Source organism: Streptomyces sp. TLI_105 (assembly GCF_900105415.1).
GTDB lineage: Bacteria > Actinomycetota > Actinomycetes > Streptomycetales > Streptomycetaceae > Streptomyces.
Genome location: NZ_FNSM01000001.1, coordinates 6,721,550 through 6,737,675, shown reverse-complemented (window position 1 = coordinate 6,737,675; position 16,126 = coordinate 6,721,550). Strand labels below are relative to the sequence as shown.

The following is a 16,126-nucleotide window of genomic DNA, read 5'->3' as shown; positions in this document are numbered from 1 at the left end:
TCTCTATCTGTACGAATACGGCTTCACCAGGGTTAGGGGAGGTCGCATCCGCAGCCCGGGAAACCCGTCTGGTCCGTACGGGACGGACCTGCCGGGCAGCCGCTCCCAGGTCTGGGCACATACGTGCAGCACGCGAACGACCCATCGCCGCTCCCGGGAATCCGGATGGTGATGGGTGGCACGCGACACCTTCGAAGGTGCGCGACGCTCCTGGAAACCCCGCCCGAGGGCCGGGTCTCCGGCTGACTGTCCCGTTCTGGTGGTGCCGACCGGAGTCGGGCACGGGACGCAGCGATCCGGACCAGTGTACCGGCTCCGGAGGGCGCGCTCGCACCGCCCTCAGCCGCCCTCGCCCTTCAGGCGCTCGCGGACCCGCTCCACCACGTCCGCGTATCTCGCCTCCGCGCCGTAGCGGGTGGGCTCGTAGTACCGGCGGCCGTGGATCGTGTCCGGGGCGTACTGCTGGGCCGCGATGCCGCCCGGCACGTCGTGCGGGTACACATAGCCCTGGGCGTGGCCGAGCTTGGCCGCGCCCTTGTAGTGGCCGTCGCGCAGGTGCGGCGGGACCGCGCCCGCCAGGCCGCCCCGCACATCGGCGAGGGCGGCGCCGATCGCGGTCGTCGCCGCGTTCGACTTCGGGGCCAGGGCCAGGGCGATGGTGGCGTGGCTCAGGGTGAGGGCCGCCTCGGGGAAGCCGATCATGGCGACGGCCTGGGCGGCGGCGACGGCGATCGGCAGGGCGTTCGGGTCGGCGAGGCCGATGTCCTCGCTCGCGGAGATCATCAGTCGGCGGGCGATGAAGCGCGGGTCCTCCCCCGCCTCGATCATCCGCGCCAGGTAGTGCAGGGCCGCGTCCACGTCCGAGCCGCGGATCGACTTGATGAGCGCGCTCGCCACGTCGTAGTGCTGGTCGCCGTCCCGGTCGTACTTCACGGCCGCGCGGTCGACGGTCTCCTCCACGGTCTGGAGGGTGATCTCGGCCTCGCCCTTGGCGATCGCCGCGCCCGCCGCCGCCTCCAGCGCGGTCAGGGCCCGCCGGGCGTCGCCGCCGGCGACGCGCAGGAGGTGCGCCTCGGCGTCCTCCGGCAGGGTCACGGCCCCGCCGAGTCCCCGCTCGTCGGTGAGGGCCCGGGCCATCAGGCCCTTCAGGTCCTCGTCGGTCAGCGGCTCCAGGGTGAGGAGCAGGGAGCGGGAGAGGAGCGGGGAGATCACGGAGAAGTACGGGTTCTCCGTGGTGGCGGCGATCAGCGTCACCCAGCGGTTCTCGACGGCCGGCAGGAGCGAGTCCTGCTGGGCCTTGGAGAAGCGGTGGATCTCGTCGAGGAAGAGGACGGTCTCCTTGCCGAAGCCGCCGACCGCGCGCCGGGCGCCGTCGATGACGGCCCGGACCTCCTTGACGCCTGCGGTGATCGCGGAGAGCTCCACGAAGCGCTTGTTCGTGGCCTTCGAGACGACGTACGCCAGGGTCGTCTTCCCGATCCCCGGCGGCCCCCAGAGGATCACCGAGGAGGCGCCGGCGGGGCCGCCGTCCCCGTCGCCGACGAGCCGGCGCAGCGGCGAGCCGGGCTTGAGCAGATGCTGCTGGCCCACCACCTCGTCGAGGGTGCGGGGGCGCATCCGGACGGCCAGGGGGCTGCTGGACGGGTCCTTCTCCTGGCGGTCTTCGGCTGCTGCGGTAAAGAGGTCGGGCTCCACAGTGATGAAGCCTAGGTCACCGCACCGACAGTCCGGATCCGCGTCAGCTCGTCCAGAAGTCCCACCAGCGGGTCAGGATCAGCATGCCGATGATCCCGATGTGCAGGACGGGCAGGATCCAGGTGAACTCGTCGAAGAAGGTCTTCAGGCCGCCGGGGGCGGGGATGACACCCCGGCGCACGTTGTGCGAGGTCACGTACCAGAACATGACGATGGTGGCGGTCCAGGCCAGGCAGCACCACAGGCAGAGCGAGTTGATCTCGTACAGCGACTGGTACATCAGCCAGGTGCAGAAGCCGACCCCGAAGAGCGTTCCGGCGTTGAGGCCGAGCCAGTACCAGCGGCGGTAGCGGGCTCCGGCGAGCAGGCCCACGCCGATCGCGACCACCATGGCGTACGTGACGAGGCCGAGCATCGGGTTCGGGAAGCCGAAGACCGAGGCCTGCTCGCTCTTCATGATGTTGCCGCAGGAGACGATCGGGTTGAGGCTGCAGCCCGGCGTGAAGTTGGGGTCCTCGAGGAGCTTGAACTTGTCGATGGTGATGACCCAGGCGGCGAGCAGTCCGGCCGCTCCGGTGATCACGAGGAGCCAGGAGAAGGCCCGGCTCGCCCCGATCGTGCCGCCGCCGTCCCGGCCGGACCCGATCTCGTCCACCGCTGCCTTCGCCATGCCACCTTTTCCCTCGCTCGACCGGCCTTGTGGGCACGGTCATTCTGCAACACGGACCTGTCGTCCGGCCGTTCGCGCGGGATAAGGAGCGGGATGGGAAAGGGCCCGGACCACGGTGTGGTCCGGGCCCTTCCGTACGGCAGATCAGGCCAGCTTGGCCCGTACGGCCTCGACGAGACCGTCCACGGCGACGGCCTGCTGCTCGCCGGACTCCATGTCCTTGAGCTGCACGACGCCCTCGGCGAGGTCGCGCTCACCGGCGACGACGGCGAGGCGGGCGCCCGAGCGGTTGGCGTCCTTCATGGCGCCCTTGAGGCCCTTGCCGCCGAAGGAGAAGTCGGCGGCGACGCCGGCCCTGCGGAGCTCGGTGACCTTGCCGAAGAGGAGGCGGCGGGCCTCCTCGCCGAGGGCGACGGCGAAGACGCTGGTGGCCGCGGGGATGTCGAGCTCGACGCCCTCCGCCTCCAGGGCGAGGACCGTGCGGTCCACGCCGAGCGCCCAGCCCACCGACGGCAGCGCGGGGCCGCCGATCATCTCGGAGAGGCCGTCGTAGCGGCCGCCGCCGCCGACCGCGGACTGCGAGCCGAGACCGTCGTGCACGAACTCGAAGGTGGTCCGGGTGTAGTAGTCCAGGCCGCGCACCAGCTTCGGGTCGTCCTCGAAGACGACGCCCGCCGCGGTGATCAGGGCGCGCACCTCCTCGTGGTACGCCTTGCACGCGTCGCACAGGTAGTCGCGCAGGAGCGGGGCGTCGACCAGCTGCTTCTGGACGTCGGCCCGCTTGTCGTCGAGGACGCGCAGCGGGTTGATCTCGGCGCGGCGCAGGGTCTCCTCGTCGAGGTCGAGACCGCGCAGGAAGGCCTGCAGGGCCTCGCGGTAGACGGGGCGGCACTCCTTGTCGCCGAGCGAGTTCAGCAGGATGCGGAAGTTCCGCAGGCCGAGGGCGCGGTACGCCTCGTCGGCCAGGATGATCAGCTCGGCGTCCAGCGCCGGGTCCTCGGCGCCGATCGCCTCGGCGCCGACCTGGGAGAAGTGCCTGTAGCGGCCCTTCTGCGGGCGCTCGTAGCGGTAGTACGAGCCGGAGTACCAGAGCTTCACGGGGAGGTTGCCCTGCTTGTGCAGGTTCGCCTCCAGGGCGGCGCGCAGGACGGAGGCGGTGCCCTCGGGGCGCAGGGCGAGCTTGTCGCCGCCCTTGGTCTCGAAGGCGTACATCTCCTTGGTGACGATGTCGGTGGACTCGCCGACACCGCGGGCGAACAGGTTGACGTCCTCGAAGCCGGGGGTCTCGACGTAGCCGTAGCCGGACTTCCGCAGCGGCGCGGAGATCGCGTCACGGACCGCCAGGTACTTCGCGGAGAACGGCGGGATCAGGTCGTACGTGCCCTTGGGGGCCTTGAAGCTGCTCACGAAAATCTCGTCACATTCCTCGTCGGGGAGCGTCCGTGCTCCCGAGGCCGGCGGCCACGTCCCGCAGATAGGGGTTCGTGGCGCGCTCCTGGCCGATGGTCGTCTGGGGACCGTGTCCCGACAGGACCACGGTCGAGTTGTCGAGCGGCAGGCACACGCGGGCCAGCGACGCGAGCATCTCGTCCATGTCACCGCCGGGAAGGTCGGTGCGTCCGATGGAGCCGGCGAACAGCAGATCTCCGGAGAAGAACACGGAGGGGATCTCCGTGGTCTCGGGCATCCGGAAGGTCACCGACCCCTTGGTATGACCGGGCGCGTGGGCGACGGAGAACTCCAGACCGGCGAGCTTCAGCCGGGCGCCGTCGGTGAGCTCGCGCACGTCGTCGGGCTCTCCCACGGTCAGCTCGCCCATGAGGGGCATCCCGATGGAGCGGCCGAGGGCCTTCTCCGGGTCGCTCATCATGTAGCGGTCGGACGGGTGGATCCACGCGGGGACGTCATGAGCGCCGCACACCGGAACGACGGAGGCGACGTGGTCGATGTGTCCATGGGTGAGGACGACGGCGACGGGCTTGAGCCGATGCTTCTTCAGCGTCTCCTCGACACCCTGCGCGGCCTGGTGGCCGGGGTCGATGATCACGCACTCCTCGCCTGCGGCGGGGGCGACCAGGTAGCAGTTGGTCCCCCAGGCCCCGGCGGGGAACCCGGCAATCAGCACGTTCGTCCTTAAGGTCGTCCGGCACGAGGCGCGGAAATCACGGAATGCGGCAGATCAGAGCCTACCGGCGGTGCCGCTTCCACAGCCAACCCGTATACGGTACGGGCACATCCGGCCAGGCCGGGAACAGACGAGCGACAAGGAGCGGACCCGGTGGTCACCAGCGATCAGCGGCGGCGGCAGCTTGCCAGGGAGAAGTACGCGCGGCAGCAGCAGCGGCGGGAGGAGAACCGGCGCAAGGCGAAGCGCCGCAACACCGTCATCGCGGCCGCCCTCGCGGTGGTCCTGGCCGCGGGCGGCGCCGTGTACGCCTCCGTGGCGCTGACGGACGGCTCCTCGAAGGGCTCGGACAGCGCGGCGGGCGAGAACCCGACCGGCACCCCGACGCCCACGGAGAGCGAGTCGAAGAGCCCGGAGCCGAAGCTGACCGTGGACACGAAGGCCACGTACGCGATGGCCCTGAAGACGAACGAGGGCGACATCACGATCACCATGGACGCGGCGAAGACCCCGCACACGGTGAACTCCTTCCAGCACCTCGCCGACAAGAAGTACTTCGACGGGACCAAGTGCCACCGCCTCACGACCCAGGGCATCTACGTGCTCCAGTGCGGCGACCCCAAGGGCGACGGCACCGGCGGCCCCGGCTACACGATCCCCGACGAGAACCTGGGCGCCCTCGGCAAGGCGGGCGCGGACGGCACCGTGACCTTCCCTGCCGGCACCGTCGCCATGGCCAACACCGGCCAGCCGGGCTCCGGCGGCTCGCAGTTCTTCCTCGTCTACAAGGACACCAAGCTGCCGCCGACCTACACCCCCTTCGGGAAGATCGACGCGGCCGGCCTCAAGACGGTCCAGGACGTGGCGAAGGCGGGCGTCGAGGGCGGCGCGACGGACGGCGCTCCGAAGAAGCCCGTCACCATCGCGAGGGCGACCGTCGCGAAGAAGTGAGCCCGCTCGTCCGCACGCACGCGCGACCGCCGAATCTCGGTCGCGCTGAGTGCGGACAGCCGGGCCGCCGTTCGCCTAGATTGGCGTTGTGCAGCGTGGGCCGTCGGCCGCGCTGCGGAAGGCGGGCGAGGCCCGCCGGGAAACTGTGGACGATGCCCGGGGGGTACGACCCCGCGACGGCATCATGGTGAGGAGGCGCTGTGAGCAGCGACCCGTGGGGCCGCGTCGACGAGACGGGCACCGTGTACGTGCGGACGGCCGAGGGCGAGAAGGTCGTCGGATCGTGGCAGGCCGGCACCCCTGAGGAGGCCCTGGCCTACTTCGAGCGCAAGTACGAGGGCTTGGTTGTCGAGATCGGCCTCCTCGAGAAGCGGGTGAGGACCACCGACCTCTCGGCGAAGGACGCCACCGCGGCGATCGAGCACATCCGGCAGCAGGTCGACGAGCACCACGCCGTCGGCGACCTGGCCGCGCTCGCGACCCGTCTCGACAAGCTCGTCGAGACGGTCGACTCGCGCCGCGAGGAGCGCAAGGCCCAGAAGGCCAAGCAGACCGACGAGGCACGTGCCGCCAAGGAGAAGCTCGTCACCGAGGCCGAGGAGCTGGCCCAGAGCGAGCAGTGGCGCTCCGCGGGCGAGCGGCTGCGGGCGCTCGTGGACACCTGGAAGGGCCTTCCCCGGCTCGACCGCAAGTCCGACGACGAGCTGTGGCACCGCTTCTCGCACGCCCGCTCGGCGTTCTCGAAGCGCCGCAAGGCCCACTTCGCGTCGCTGGACGCCCAGCGCGAGGACGCCCGCAAGGTGAAGGAGCGTCTGGTCGCCGAGGCGGAGTCGCTGTCGAACTCCACGGACTGGGGCAACACGGCGGCCCGCTACCGCGAGCTGATGGCGGACTGGAAGGCCGCCGGCCGCGCCCAGCGCGAGCACGAGGACGACCTGTGGAACCGCTTCCGCGGCGCCCAGGACGTCTTCTTCGCGGCGCGCGGCGAGGTCTTCGCCGAGCGGGACGCGGAGCAGACCGAGAACCTCAAGCTGAAGGAGGAGCTCGCGTCCGAGGCCGAGAAGCTGGTGCCCGTGACGGACCTGAAGGCGGCGCGTGCGGCCTTCCGTTCCCTCAACGAGCGCTGGGAGGCCATCGGCCACGTCCCGCGTGACGCCCGTCCCAAGGTCGAGGGCCGGATGCACGCGGTGGAGCGGGCGATCCAGGAGGCCGAGGAGGCCGAGTGGCGCCGGACGAACCCGGAGGCGCGTGCGCGTGCCGCGGGTCTGACCGGCCAGCTCCAGGACGCCGTCGAGAAGCTGCGCAAGCAGATCGACGCTGCCCGCGCCGCCGGCAACGACGCCAAGGCCGACAAGCTGGCGCGTGAGCTGGAGGGCCGTCAGGCCCTGCTCGACCAGGCTCTGAAGGGCCTGGAGGAGTTCGGCGGCTGATGCCCCGACCCCTGCTGTACGAGGAAGGCCCCCGGCTCCGTGCCGGGGGCCTTCCTCGTGTGCGCCGCCAGGGGGGTGCCTGGCGCTGGTCACGCTACGGGCGCCGGGCGCTGGTCACGCGGTAGACGTCGTAGACGCCCTCCACGCCCCGCACGGCCTTCAGGACGTGGCCGAGGTGCTTCGGGTCGCCCATCTCGAAGGTGAAGCGGGAGGTGGCCACCCGGTCGCGGGAGGTCTGGACGGCCGCCGAGAGGATGTTGACGTGCTGGTCCGAGAGGACGCGGGTGACGTCCGAGAGGAGCCGGGAGCGGTCCAGGGCCTCGACCTGGATGGCGACGAGGAAGACCGAGGACTGGGTGGGCGCCCATTCGACGTCCAGGATCCGCTCGGGCTCCCGGGACAGCGACTCGACGTTGACGCAGTCGCTGCGGTGCACGGACACGCCGCTGCCGCGGGTGACGAAGCCGATGATCGGGTCGCCGGGCACCGGGGTGCAGCAGCGGGCCAGCTTCACCCAGACGTCCTCGACGCCCTTGACGACGACGCCGGGGTCGGCGCTGGAGCGGCGCTTGGAGCGGCCGCGGGTCGGCGGGGCTGCCTCGTCGATGTCCTCGGTGGCGGCCTCCTCGCCGCCGAGCGCCTGCACCAGCTTCTGCACGATGGACTGGGCGGTGACATGGCCCTCGCCGATCGCCGCGTACAGCGAGGAGATGTCGCTGTAGCGCATCTCGTGGGCGAGGGTGACGAGGGAGTCGCCGGTCAGGATCCGCTGGATCGGCAGGTTCTGCTTGCGCATGGCCCGCGCGATGGCGTCCTTGCCCTGCTCGATGGCCTCGTCGCGGCGCTCCTTGGAGAACCAGGCGCGGATCTTGTTCCGGGCGCGCGGGGACTTGACGAAGCCCAGCCAGTCGCGGGAGGGGCCGGCGCCGGCGGCCTTGGAGGTGAAGACCTCGACCAGGTCGCCGTTGTCGAGGGTCGATTCGAGCGGCACGAGCCGCCCGTTGACCCGCGCCCCTATGGTGCGGTGGCCGACCTCGGTGTGGACCGCGTACGAGAAGTCGACGGGGGTGGCGCCGGCGGGCAGCGCGATGACGTCGCCCTTCGGCGTGAAGACGAAGACCTCGTTGCGGGAGAGGTCGAAGCGCAGGGACTCCAGGAACTCGCCGGGGTCCTCGGTCTCCTTCTGCCAGTCGAGGAGCTGGCGCAGCCACGCCATGTCGTTGAGGTGGTCGTCCTTGCCGGTCTTCCTCGGCACGTCGGTGCGCACCTTGGAGGCGCCGGCGACGGCCTCCTGCTTGTACTTCCAGTGCGCGGCGATGCCGTACTCGGCGCGCCGGTGCATGTCGAAGGTGCGGATCTGGAGCTCGACGGGCTTGCCGTTGGGTCCGATGACCGTCGTGTGCAGCGACTGGTACATGTTGAACTTCGGCATCGCGATGTAGTCCTTGAACCGGCCGGGGACCGGGTTCCATCGCGCGTGGACGGTGCCGAGGGCCGCGTAGCAGTCGCGGACGGTGTCCACGAGGACGCGGATGCCGACCAGGTCGTAGATCTCCGCGAAGTCACGGCCGCGGACGATCATCTTCTGGTAGACGCTGTAGTAGTGCTTGGGGCGGCCGGTGACGGTGGCCTTGATCCGGGCGGCCCGCAGGTCGGCCTGGACCTCGTCGGTCACTATGGCGAGGTACTCGTCCCGCTTGGGGGCGCGCTCGGCGACGAGCCGGACGATCTCGTCGTACATCTTGGGGTAGAGGATCGCGAAGGCGAGGTCCTCCAGCTCCCACTTGATGGTGTTCATGCCCAGGCGATGGGCCAGGGGCGCGTAGATCTCGAGGGTCTCGCGGGCCTTCTTCTCCTGCTTCTCCCGCTTGAGGTAGCGCATGGTGCGCATGTTGTGCAGGCGGTCGGCGAGCTTGATGACCAGGACGCGCGGGTCCTTGGCCATGGCGACGACCATCTTGCGGACGGTCTCGGCCTGCGCGGCCTCGCCGAACCTGACCTTGTCGAGCTTGGTGACGCCGTCGACGAGGAGCGTGACCTGGTCGCCGAAGTCGCGGCGCAGGTCCTCCAGGCCGTACTCGGTGTCCTCGACGGTGTCGTGGAGCAGCCCGGCCATCAGGGTCGCCGGGTCCATGCCGAGCTCGGCGAGGATGGTGGTGACGGCGAGCGGGTGCGTGATGTACGGGTCGCCGCTCTTGCGCTTCTGGCCCCGGTGCCAGCGCTCGGCGACCTGGTAGGCCCGCTCGATCTGGCGGAGCGTCGCCGTCTCGATCTTGGGGTCGTTGGAGCGGACGATCCGCAGCAGCGGTTCGAGGACCGGGTTGTACGGGGAGGAGCGCTGGACGCCTAGCCGGGCGAGGCGGGCACGGACGCGGTTGGACGAGCCGCCGGAGCGGGCGGGCGCGGGCCGCTCGGGGGTGGCGGGCGCGGGGGCGGGCGCAGCCGCAGCAGGCGTGGGCCTGGTCTCCGCTGGCTTGTTCTGGGGCGTGCCGGTCCCCGGCGCGGCCTTTTCGGCCTTCGGGTCGGGCTGCGCGGCGGAGAGTGACTGGGCCTCGTCTGGCAAGAGCGCTCCTCGTGCGGTTCCGGGTCCCCCGGTCAGGCCCGGAAAGGCCATGGTATCGAGCCACGAGTGGCTGTGCTCACGCGCCCGGGTTTCGAATGGCTCCGGCACGGGCAGGGTCGCGCGACGCGGGGTACGTACGGGAGAACGCGGAGGGGCGCCCCGGGGATTCCCCGGAGCGCCCCGATCGGGGTGAACCCCGATGTCAGACCGTGATGAGTGCCGTGAGCGGCGCGCCGTTCAGGGCCGGTTCCAGCCGGGCGCGGCCCGGGAGGAAGCCGAGTTCCATGAGGACGGCGACGCCCGCGACCTCGGCGCCCGCGCGGCGGATCAGCTCGATGGAGGCCTCGGCCGTGCCGCCGGTGGCGAGGACGTCGTCGATGACCATGACGCGGTCGCCCGCGGCCAGGTCCTCGGCGTGCACCTCGATCTCGGCGGTGCCGTACTCCAGCTCGTACGCCTGGCGGAGCGTGGCCCCGGGCAGCTTGCCGGCCTTGCGTACCGGGATGAAGCCCAGGCCCGCGCGGACGGCCACCGGGGCGGCCAGGATGAAGCCGCGGGCCTCCAGGCCGACGATCTTCGTCGCGCCGTGCGCGGAGCACAGCCCGGCGAGGGCGTCGGTGAGCGCCGTGAACGCCGCCGGGTCCGCGAGCAGCGGCGTGATGTCCTTGAACAGCACGCCCGGCTTCGGGTAGTCGGGGACGTCACGGATGCGGCTGAGCAGGAGCTCGGCGACGTCCTGGGTCTCCGCGGTCATCCTCGGTGCTCCTGGGCGCCGCGGCGGCCGGCCCGGGGGCCCACGACGGCGGTCTCGGCGGACGGGTCGCCCGCCGCGTCCAGCGGCTCGCCCTTGGCGGCGGCGCCGGCGCGCTTGGCCAGGATGCGCTTCTTGAGCGCCTTGATCGACGGCTCGCGCTCCTTGAGGTCCGCCACGAGCGGGGTGGCGATGAAGATCGAGGAGTACGCGCCGGCGGCGAGACCCACGAACAGCGACAGCGAGATGTCGTTGAGCATGCCGGCGCCGAGGACGCCGCCACCGATGAAGAGCAGGCCGGCGACCGGCAGCAGCGCGACGACGGTGGTGTTGATCGAACGGACCAGGGTGCCGTTGATCGAGCGGTTGGCCAGCTCGCTGTAGGTGTAGCGGGTCTGCTTGGTGATGTCCTTCGTCTGCTCCTTGAGGGAGTCGAAGACGACGACGGTGTCGTACAGCGAGTAACCGAGGATCGTCAGCAGACCGATGACCGTACCCACGGTGACCTCGAAGCCGACCAGTGAGTAGATGCCCACCGTGATCGTGAGGTCGTGGATGAGGGCGACGAGTGCCGCGACCGCCATTCTCCACTCGAAGGCGATGGCCAGGTAGATCACCACGAGGATCATGAAGACCCCGAGGCCGGTCCAGGCCTTGGTGGCGATCTGCTCACCCCAGCTGGGGCCGACGAGCTCGGCCGCGATCTTGTCCTCGGGGACGTTCAGGTCCTTGGCGAGCTCTGCGCGGACCTGGTCGGACTTGGCGGTGTCGAGACCGCCGACCTGGATGCGCAGGGAGCCGCTGCCGAGCTCCTGGACGATCGCGTCGTGGCCGGAGGCCTTCTCCGCGTAATCCTGGGCCTGGCTGACGGAGACGGCGGTCTTCGGGGTGGTGAAGACGGCGCCGCCCTGGAACTCGATGCCCATGTTGAGGCCGCGGACGGCCAGGGCGACGATGGCGGTGATGGTGATCAGGATGGACAGGCCATACCAGATCTTGCGGTTGCCGATGAAGTCGTAACCGACCTCACCGCGGTGGAGCCGGGCGCCGAGATCGCCGAGCTTCGACATCTCACGCCTCCTTCGCGTCGACGGGGGCGTGGGCACGGCGGGTGCGGCGCAGCGGCGGCTTGGCGCCGAGCCGCTTCGGGTCCAGACCGGACCACTTGTGGCCGTTGCCGAAGAACTTGGTCCGGGCGAGCAGCGTCATGACCGGCTTGGTGAAGAGGAACACCACGACGATGTCGAGCAGGGTGGTCAGGCCGAGCGTGAACGCGAAGCCCTGGACCTTGCCGACGGTGACGATGAACAGCACGGCCGCGGCCAGGAACGACACGAAGTCGGAGACCAGGATCGTGCGGCGGGCGCGCGGCCAGGCGCGCTCGACGGCCGGGCGGAGCGTGCGGCCCTCGCGGAGCTCGTCGCGGATGCGCTCGAAGTAGACGATGAACGAGTCCGCGGTGATGCCGATGGCGACGATGGCGCCGCAGACGGCCGGCAGGTTCAGCGCGAAGCCGATGGCCGGGCCGAGCAGGGCCATGAGCACGTAGGTGAGGAGCGCCGAGACGCCGAGGCTGAGGATGGCGATCAGCGACAGGCCGCGGTAGTAGGCGACCAGGTAGATGATGACCAGGCCGAGGCCGATGGCACCGGCGAGGAGACCCGCCTGCAGCTGGTCCCCGCCGAGCGCGGCGGTGACGGTGTCGACGCTCTGGGTCTGGAACGTGAGGGGCAGGGCGCCGTAGGACAGGATGTTGCCGAGGTCCTGGGCGGTCTGCTGGTTGAAGCTGCCGGAGATCTCCGCGCTGGCGCTGAGGGTCTGGCGCACGGAGGGCGCCGAGACGACGTCGCCGTCCAGGACGATCGCGAAGCGGTTCTGCGGGTCGGCCTGCTGGGAGAGCTTGCTGGTGATCGACTGGAACTTCTTGGAGCCGCTGTCCGTGAAGTCCATGGTGACGATCCACATGCCGCGCCGCTGGTCGAAGACGCCCTTGGCGTCGTCGACGTCCTTGCCGCTGACCTCGGCCGGGCCGAGGAGGTACTTCGACCAGACGCCCGGGGCGTCCTCGCCACAGGCCACGGTGGGCTCGGAGGACTTGACGCCCTGGCCGGCGGCGGCGCGGGCCTTGGGGTCGAGGCAGTTCAGGGCGGTGAACTTCTGCTCCAGCGCCGCAGTCGCGGGGTCGGGCTTCGGGGTCCCCGTGGCCTTCGGCTTCGCGGAGGACGAGGAGCTCGCGGTGGGCGTCGGGCTGGGGGCCTTGAGGGCCTCGGTGAGCGCGCGGCCCTGGGTGGAGGCGGTGGCCGTCGGGGTGGCCGACTTCTCACCCACCGTCGCGCCGGAGGAGGCGGAGGAGGACGGCTTCGGCGAGCCCGAGGGCTTGCCCGAAGGCGTGGCGCTCGGTGCCGTCTGGGGCGCGCCGCTCGTCACGGCGAGAACGGGCCGGAAGTAGAGCTGGGCGGTGGTGCCGACCTGCTCGCGGGCCTGCTTCTCGTTCGTCCCGCGAGGGATGTTGACGATGATGTTCTCGGCGCCCTGCGTCTGAACCTCGGCCTCGGAGACACCCAGACCGTTGACACGGCGCTCGATGATGCCGACCGCCGTGTTCATGTTGGTCTCGTTGACCGCCGACTCCTGGCCGGGCTCGGCCTTCGCCTTGAGCGTGATCGACGTGCCGCCGGCGAGGTCGATGCCGAGGCGCGGGGTGGTGTGCCCCGACCAGAACATCCCGCCGGTGAGCGCGACCATGGCGATCAGGATGAGTGCCAGGGCGCGGCCCGGACGGCTCTGTCCCCCCGCCGGCCTTCGGCCCTTCTTCGGTGCTGCCACCTGTCGTATCTCCCTGTCCAACCGCCTCACGCCGGGTATGCGTGAGACGGCCACGAAGTGTGTGTGGGGACCTGCCCCCGCAGACGTGGAACCCGTTCCGGGGACCGTGCACGCCGGTGGGCGTGCGCGCGGTCCCCGGCCGCGACTACTTCGCGTCGGTCTCGCCGTCGGCCTTGCCGTCCTTCTGACCCTCGGCGTCGGTCTCGGCCGCGTCCGACTTCTTCGTCAGGTCGGCCTTCGGCGCGTCCTCGACGGTCTGCGTGTCCTCGGCGGCCTCGGTCAGCGAGGAGGCGTCGTCCGGGACGACGGTGTCGGCGTCCGACTCCTCGTCGTCGCCGTGGACGATCCGGTTGTACTCGGAGTCCTCGAGGACCGCGCCGATCGCGTTCTTGGCGTAGACCGCGTGCACGCCCGGCGCGACCTCCAGGAGAACGGTCTCGTCGCCGATCTCCTTGACGGTGGCGTACATCCCCCCGATCGTCCGCACGCCGGTGCCGGGCTGCATCTCGTTGCGCATCTGCGCCGCCGCCTGCTGCTTCTTCTTGGCAGAGCGGGTCATCAGGAACATGGCCCCGATGAGGACGATGAAGGGGAGGAGGGTCACGATGCTCACGGGACGGGTTTCCTTCGCACGGTCGCGGAGAGCCCGCGGCCTGATCTTCGGGGGTGGGTGCGCCGACCGGAAAGGGCGGCATCGGCGGAGTCTAGGCGAGTCCGCATCGATGGAACAACGTCCAGCATCGCACCGCGGTTCCGGTCCGGGCGAGTGTCCGCACCGTCACGCCCCGAAGAGCCCCTGTTGTCCCGTTCCCACGGCGTTCCCCGCGCCGCCCGGGCCCGCTGCCTGCGGCGGAACGAGTCCGAGGTGTGTCCACGCCGCCGGGGTGGCGACCCGGCCGCGGGGTGTCCGGGCCAGCAGACCCTCTCGTACGAGGAAGGGTTCGGCGACCTCCTCGACGGTCTCGCGCTCCTCTCCCACGGCGACCGCGAGGGTGGACAGGCCGACCGGTCCGCCGCCGAAGAGCTTGAGCAGGGCCTCCAGGACCGCGCGGTCGAGCCGGTCGAGGCCGCGGCTGTCCACCTCGTACACGCTGAGGGCCGCCTCGGAGATCTCCCGGGTGATCACTCCGTCGGCCCTGACCTGGGCGTAGTCGCGGACCCGGCGCAGCAGGCGGTTGGCGATGCGGGGCGTGCCGCGGGAGCGGCCGGCGATCTCGGCGGCGCCGTCGGGGTCGATCTCGACGTCGAGGAGTCCGGCGGAGCGGTGGATCACGCGCTGGAGCTCGGACGGGTCGTAGAACTCCATGTGGCCGGTGAAGCCGAAGCGGTCCCGCAGCGGGGGCGGCAGGAGTCCGGCCCGGGTGGTGGCGCCGACCAGGGTGAAGGGCGGGAGTTCGAGCGGGATGGCGGTGGCGCCGGGACCCTTGCCGACGATGACGTCGACCCGGAAGTCCTCCATCGCCATGTAGAGCATCTCCTCGGCGGGCCGGGACATCCGGTGGATCTCGTCGAGGAAGAGGATCTCGCCCTCCTGGAGGGAGGAGAGGATCGCGGCGAGGTCGCCGGCGTGCTGGATGGCGGGGCCGGAGGTGATGCGGATCGGCGCGTTCATCTCGGCGGCGATGATCATCGAGAGGGTGGTCTTGCCGAGGCCTGGAGCGCCGGAGAGCAGCACGTGGTCGGCGGTGGCGCCGCGCTGGCGGGCGGCCTTGAGGACCAGGTCGAGCTGCTGGCGGACCTTTTCCTGGCCGACGAACTCGCTGAGGTCCTTGGGGCGCAGGGCCGCCTCGACGGCCTGGTCGTCGCCCTCCGCGGAGGCGCCGACGATGCGCGCGTCCGGCTCGGCGGTGCTGTCGTCGTCCCAGTTCACGTTGATGGTCTTCCTTCGTACGGGAGGTCAGCGGGCCCGGTTGAGGGTCTGCAGGGCGGCGCGGAGCAGCTGCGGTACGGGGGCGGTGCCGGTCTCGGCGAGGGCGGCCTCGGCCTGCGGGGTGACGGCGCTGACGGCCTCCTCGGCCTCACGGCTCGCGTAGCCGAGGCCGATCAGGGCGGCGGACAGCTGCTCGGTCCACGGGGCGGGGCCGGAGGCGGCGGCGCGCTGGGCGCCGACCAGGCCGCTGCTGCCCAGCGGGGCGCCGAGCTTGTCCTTCAGTTCGAGGAGGAGCTTCTGGGCACCCTTCTTGCCGATGCCGGGGACGGCGGTGAGGGCCTTCTCGTCGCCGGTGGAGACGGCGAGGCGCAGCGCGTCGGGGCTGTGCACCCCGAGCATGGCCTGGGCGAGGCGGGGGCCGACGCCGCTGGCGGTCTGGAGGAGCTCGAAGACCTGCCGCTCGTCGTCGTCGGCGAAGCCGTACAGGGTGAGGGAGTCCTCGCGGACGACGAGGGAGGTGGCGAGCCGGGCGTGCTCGCCGAGGCGCAGGCCGGCGATGGTGTTCGGGGTGCACTGGACGGCCATGCCCACTCCTCCGACCTCGACGACGGCGGTCGTGGGGGCGAGGGCGGCGACGGGGCCGCTGACGAAGGCGATCATCGGGTTCGGCCTTTCACTGCGGAGGCGTGCCGGGCGGCGGCCTGCTGGAGACGGTTCTGGGCGACGGCCTGCTGCAGACGGTTCTGGGCGGGGGCCCGCCAGATGTGGCAGATGGCGAGGGCGAGGGCGTCGGCGGCGTCGGCCGGCTTGGGCGGGGCGGAGAGCCGGAGCAGTCGGGTCACCATGGCCCCGACCTGGGCCTTGTCGGCGCGGCCGCTGCCGGTGACGGCGGCCTTGACCTCGCTGGGGGTGTGCAGGGCGACGGGGATGCCGCGCCGGGAGGCGCAGAGCATGGCGACCGCGCTGGCCTGGGCCGTGCCCATCACCGTGCGCACGTTGTGCTGGCTGAACACCCGCTCCACGGCGACGAGTTCGGGCGAGAAGCGGTCGAGCCACTCCTCGATGCCGCGCTCGATGCCGACCAGGCGCATGCCGATGTCGTCCTCCGCCGCCGTGCGGACGACGCCGACGCCGAGCATGGTCAGGGGCCGGCCGGCGACGCCCTCGACGACGCCGACGCCGCAGCGGGTCAGTCCGGGGTCCACCCCGAGTACGCGCACGACGCCCCCTTTCCGGTCTTCCCTG

14 protein-coding genes are annotated in these 16,126 nt (G+C 71.1%); 2 read left to right on the top strand and 12 right to left on the bottom strand.

Annotated features, from left to right (window positions below; genetic code table 11):
* Positions 1–339 precede the first annotated feature (339 nt).
* From BLW86_RS30860 to BLW86_RS30845, 4 genes are all read right to left on the bottom strand, one after another.
* Positions 340–1,695 carry a replication-associated recombination protein A gene (locus tag BLW86_RS30860; protein WP_093877072.1) on the bottom strand — a complete coding sequence of 452 codons (1,356 nt, stop codon included), beginning with the start codon at positions 1,693–1,695 and terminating at the stop codon, positions 340–342.
* A 43-nt stretch (positions 1,696–1,738) separates the two neighbouring features.
* Positions 1,739–2,365, bottom strand: coding sequence for a vitamin K epoxide reductase family protein (locus tag BLW86_RS30855; RefSeq protein WP_093877071.1), 627 nt, complete (start codon positions 2,363–2,365; stop codon positions 1,739–1,741).
* A 144-nt stretch (positions 2,366–2,509) separates the two neighbouring features.
* Entirely contained in the window at positions 2,510–3,772 is a 1,263-nt protein-coding gene (gene hisS / locus BLW86_RS30850; protein ID WP_093877070.1) for a histidine--tRNA ligase, read from the bottom strand.
* Positions 3,773–3,782: 10 nt separating this feature from the next.
* Positions 3,783–4,490: an MBL fold metallo-hydrolase gene (locus BLW86_RS30845; protein WP_093877069.1), complete on the bottom strand. Its 708-nt coding sequence runs from the start codon at positions 4,488–4,490 to the stop codon at positions 3,783–3,785.
* Positions 4,491–4,643: 153 nt separating this feature from the next.
* Here BLW86_RS30845 and BLW86_RS30840 point away from each other — a divergent pair, with 153 nt between their 5' ends.
* Entirely contained in the window at positions 4,644–5,441 is a 798-nt protein-coding gene (locus tag BLW86_RS30840; protein WP_093877068.1) for a peptidylprolyl isomerase, read from the top strand.
* A 200-nt stretch (positions 5,442–5,641) separates the two neighbouring features.
* Complete coding sequence (locus tag BLW86_RS30835) at positions 5,642–6,871, top strand: DUF349 domain-containing protein (RefSeq protein ID WP_093877067.1); 1,230 nt, start codon at positions 5,642–5,644, stop codon at positions 6,869–6,871.
* Positions 6,872–6,965: 94 nt separating this feature from the next.
* Here the strand turns inward: BLW86_RS30835 and BLW86_RS30830 are convergent, their stop codons facing one another.
* The 8 genes from BLW86_RS30830 to ruvC form a co-directional block, all read right to left on the bottom strand.
* Positions 6,966–9,434, bottom strand: a complete 2,469-nt coding sequence (locus BLW86_RS30830) for a RelA/SpoT family protein (RefSeq protein ID WP_093877066.1) — start codon at positions 9,432–9,434, stop codon at positions 6,966–6,968.
* Positions 9,435–9,636: 202 nt separating this feature from the next.
* Positions 9,637–10,188, bottom strand: coding sequence for an adenine phosphoribosyltransferase (locus BLW86_RS30825; RefSeq protein WP_093877065.1), 552 nt, complete (start codon positions 10,186–10,188; stop codon positions 9,637–9,639).
* Positions 10,185–11,255 carry a protein translocase subunit SecF gene (gene secF / locus BLW86_RS30820; protein WP_093877064.1) on the bottom strand — a complete coding sequence of 357 codons (1,071 nt, stop codon included), beginning with the start codon at positions 11,253–11,255 and terminating at the stop codon, positions 10,185–10,187. The genes BLW86_RS30825 and secF overlap by 4 nt, the downstream gene beginning before the upstream one ends.
* A gap of 1 nt (position 11,256) precedes the next feature.
* Positions 11,257–13,011 (bottom strand): protein translocase subunit SecD, encoded by a 1,755-nt coding sequence (gene secD / locus BLW86_RS30815; protein WP_093877063.1) that lies wholly within the window; start codon positions 13,009–13,011, stop codon positions 11,257–11,259.
* A gap of 145 nt (positions 13,012–13,156) precedes the next feature.
* Positions 13,157–13,624: a preprotein translocase subunit YajC gene (yajC, locus tag BLW86_RS30810; protein WP_093877062.1), complete on the bottom strand. Its 468-nt coding sequence runs from the start codon at positions 13,622–13,624 to the stop codon at positions 13,157–13,159.
* A gap of 165 nt (positions 13,625–13,789) precedes the next feature.
* Positions 13,790–14,881: a Holliday junction branch migration DNA helicase RuvB gene (gene ruvB, locus BLW86_RS30805; RefSeq protein WP_093877061.1), complete on the bottom strand. Its 1,092-nt coding sequence runs from the start codon at positions 14,879–14,881 to the stop codon at positions 13,790–13,792.
* Positions 14,882–14,908: 27 nt separating this feature from the next.
* The gene (gene ruvA / locus BLW86_RS30800) at positions 14,909–15,541 is read right to left on the bottom strand and encodes a Holliday junction branch migration protein RuvA (protein ID WP_093877060.1); all 633 of its coding nucleotides are present in this window, start codon (positions 15,539–15,541) and stop codon (positions 14,909–14,911) included.
* Complete coding sequence (gene ruvC, locus BLW86_RS30795; protein ID WP_093877059.1) at positions 15,538–16,101, bottom strand: crossover junction endodeoxyribonuclease RuvC; 564 nt, start codon at positions 16,099–16,101, stop codon at positions 15,538–15,540. Before ruvC ends, ruvA begins: the two co-directional genes overlap by 4 nt.
* Positions 16,102–16,126: the final 25 nt, after the last annotated feature.